The organism is Candidatus Melainabacteria bacterium RIFOXYA2_FULL_32_9, from assembly GCA_001784615.1.
GTDB lineage: Bacteria > Cyanobacteriota > Vampirovibrionia > Gastranaerophilales > UBA9579 > UBA9579.
Genome location: MFRQ01000170.1, coordinates 3,161 through 6,243 on the forward strand (window position 1 = coordinate 3,161; position 3,083 = coordinate 6,243).

A 3,083-nucleotide genomic window follows, 5' to 3' on the forward strand; every position below is an offset into this window, starting at 1 on the left:
GAGCAATTGTAGGAATAAGGCCATTACCTTTTTTGAAGTCCAGTATTGCACAGTAAGCATCAGATAAGTTGATTTTACCTGTATATATACTCATGCCAAGCTGACAGCTTGCATTTATTTTATCTAATTCTACAATTTCATCAATTGAGCTTATCCCACCTGCTGCAACTAGCTCTTTATTGGTGATTGCTCTGACCTGTTTAATGGCATCAAGGTCAGTTCCGGTCATTGTACCTTCTTTTTCCACTATTGTGTACAAATAGCCTGAACATAGAGTATCAAATCTTTTTACAAAATCTGCTGGTGTTGCATTTGTCTCATTCATCCAGCCTTCATTCACTATTTTACCTTTATTAGCATCGATAGCTACAATCACTTTATCTTTAGGGAGTAAACTTAAGAAATATTCTGAAGCCTTTGTCCCTATTATTATTTTAGTAGCCCCGTATGAAAGTATTTCTTTAGCTTTCTCAACTGATCTTATCCCACCGCCAACTCTACAAGGAACCATTTTGCAAAGTTTTTTAATTATCTCTAAGTTGCTGCCTTTACCCATTGCTGCATCAAGGTCGATTACGGCAATTTCTCCAAATCTTCCAAAATATTCTGCGAGTTCAAATATATCTTCTCTTTCAAGGATTTTCTGTTTGCCTTGTTTGAGCTGTACTGCTTTTCCATCCATTATATCTATGCTTGGTATGATCATAATGTTATATCCTCGATTCTATATTATCGTACGGGTATTCCCTGATTGCTTAAAGATTCCTTTAAGTCTTTTATTGTTAGAGTATTGTAGTGAAAAATTGATGCTGCCAGAGCCGCATCTGCTGAACCATTTGTGAAAACATCTATAAAATGTTCAACTATTGGCCCTGCTCCACCTGAAGCGATAACAGGTAGGTTTGAATTCAGTGATACCATAGATGTTAATTCAAGGTCAAAACCTTTTTGAGTTCCATCAGCATCCATAGAAGTAAGAAGAATCTCACCTGCACCAAGTTTTTCTATGGTTTTTATCCAGTCTCTAACTTTTATATCTGTTTTTTTCTGTCCTGCATTAATGTATACATACCAATCATCAGGCTCTCTTTTGGCATCAATTGCAATTACGACACATTGAGAACCAAAAGATTCTGAGGCCTGAGTAATTAAATCGGGATTGATAACCGCCGCTGTATTCAAACTAACTTTGTCTGCGCCGGCAAGAAGGATATTTCTAATATCTTCTAAGGTTCTTATTCCTCCTCCAACAGTGAAAGGAATAAAAACTTGTCTGGCAACATTTTCTACCACACTAAGCATAGTTTTTCTGCCTTCATTAGTTGCGGTTATATCAAGAAAAACCAGTTCATCAGCCCCCTCATCAGAATATCTTTTAGCAAGGCTGACAGGATCACCGGCATATTTCAAATTCTGGAAGTTAATACCTTTAACAGTTTGACCATCTTTTACATCAAGGCATGGGATTATTCTTTTAGCCAGCATATTTTTACCTGTTAATTAAACTAATACTTAATTATATCTTACGTGAAAATTTAATAGTGAAGGATTTATTAAATTAATTAGAAATTTCGAGCCATTTTTTAATGTAATTGCAGCCAATTTCACCACTTCTTTCAGGGTGAAACTGGAATGCAAAAATGTTTTTATGCTCAATTGCAGCTCCAAAGTTAAAGTAATAATCTGTATATGCAGAAATAATACTCGTATCCTCTGGAATTATATAGTATGAATTTACAAAATACACATAATCATCAGTTAATATATTATTATTTAGCGTTGTTTTAAGTTTATTCCAGCCAATATGTGGTACTTTGCCCCATTTAAATCTTTCGACTTTGCCTGGAATAATGCCTAAGCCCTTACATCCTGGAGCTTCTGCACTTTCTTCAAACAATACTTGAAGGCCAAGGCAAATGCCAAGGAAAGGCGTTCCGGATTTAATTGTTTCAATCAAGCTTTCGGTTAATCCTTTTGAATTCAAAGATTCCATAACCTGACCGAAGTGTCCAACCCCAGGAAAAATTATTCTTTTAGCGTTAATGATATCTTCTTTTTTATCAGTAACAATATATGGCGTTTCAAGAACATCAAGTAAATTAGTTATGCTCTTTAAATTTCCAGCTCCATAATCTACAATGGTTACGCTCAAATCTGATTAGTCTCCTGTTAAAAATTTTATATAGTACCTTTTGTCGATGGGATACTTTCAGCATGTTCTTTATTGATGCTGCAAGCTGTATTTAAAGCTCTTGCAAATGCTTTAAATATTGATTCTATTATATGGTGGGTGTCTTCTCCATATAATAGGCTTATATGTAATGTAGATAAGCTTCCAACAGAGAAACTTTGAAAAAAGTGATTTGTTAATATAGTTTCAAAATCTCTAACCCGTTCTTCTGTCATTTTAGCATCAAAATTACAGTATGGTCTTCCACTTAAGTCAATAGAACATAAGGTCAAAGCCTCGTCCATAGGTATAGTAGTATAGCCATAGCGATTTATTCCTTTTTTATCACCAAGAGCTTTTTTAAATGCTTCTCCAAGGGCAAGACTTGTATCTTCAACTATATGATGTGGGTCATTATCGTGTGATTTTACTTCTATTTCAAGATCAAAGTATCCATGGGAAGATAATTGATCAAGCATATGGTCAAAAAATTTAATGCCTGTGTTGATTTTCTTTGATCCTGTTCCATCTAAATTAAGTTTGATACTTATTTCTGTTTCAAGGGTTTTTCTCTCTACCTTGCTTTCACGCATAATTGAAGCTCCTATTTAACGGTGCCGATTAAATCTTCTACATTATTCAATATTACCATGGCGCCTTCAGATAACAGTTTATTTCTTAAACCTTCACTTTTATCTTGGGGAGGAAGAATTCCTACCCCATTTACTCCTGCTTTTCTTGCAGAAATCATATCATCAGGTGTATCACCAAAATAGTAAGTGTTTAAGGGGGTTATTTGTTTTAAAATATGGTTTATTCCATATGGATCAGGCTTATGGAATCCATCAGGTACATCATCCATAGTTATCACTATAGAGAAAGCATCTTCCAGGTTCCATCTTTTAAGCACAAA

General features: G+C 34.7%; 3 protein-coding genes and 3 pseudogenes (3 of these 6 only partly in view). All 6 read right to left on the minus strand.

Annotated elements, in window-relative coordinates:
- Nucleotides 1–706: pseudogene (locus tag A2255_09825) on the minus strand (phosphoribosyl-ATP diphosphatase); it reaches 470 nt to the left of the window's first position.
- A 23-nt stretch (nt 707–729) separates the two neighbouring features.
- Nucleotides 730–1,485 (minus strand): imidazole glycerol phosphate synthase subunit HisF, encoded by a 756-nt coding sequence (locus A2255_09830; GenBank protein OGI16605.1) that lies wholly within the window; start codon nt 1,483–1,485, stop codon nt 730–732.
- 73 nt (nt 1,486–1,558) lie between these two features.
- Nucleotides 1,559–2,152 (minus strand): imidazole glycerol phosphate synthase, glutamine amidotransferase subunit, encoded by a 594-nt coding sequence (locus tag A2255_09835; GenBank protein OGI16606.1) that lies wholly within the window; start codon nt 2,150–2,152, stop codon nt 1,559–1,561.
- Between the two features lie 26 nt (nt 2,153–2,178).
- A complete protein-coding gene (locus A2255_09840; GenBank protein ID OGI16607.1) occupies nt 2,179–2,763 on the minus strand; it encodes an imidazoleglycerol-phosphate dehydratase in 585 nt (194 codons plus the stop codon).
- Nucleotides 2,764–2,774: 11 nt separating this feature from the next.
- A pseudogene (locus A2255_09845) lies at nt 2,775–3,083 on the minus strand (hypothetical protein); it runs 69 nt beyond the window's last position.
- Nucleotides 3,073–3,083, minus strand: a pseudogene (locus tag A2255_09850) (histidinol-phosphate transaminase) (it continues 1,324 nt past the right edge of the window). Before A2255_09850 ends, A2255_09845 begins: the two co-directional pseudogenes overlap by 80 nt.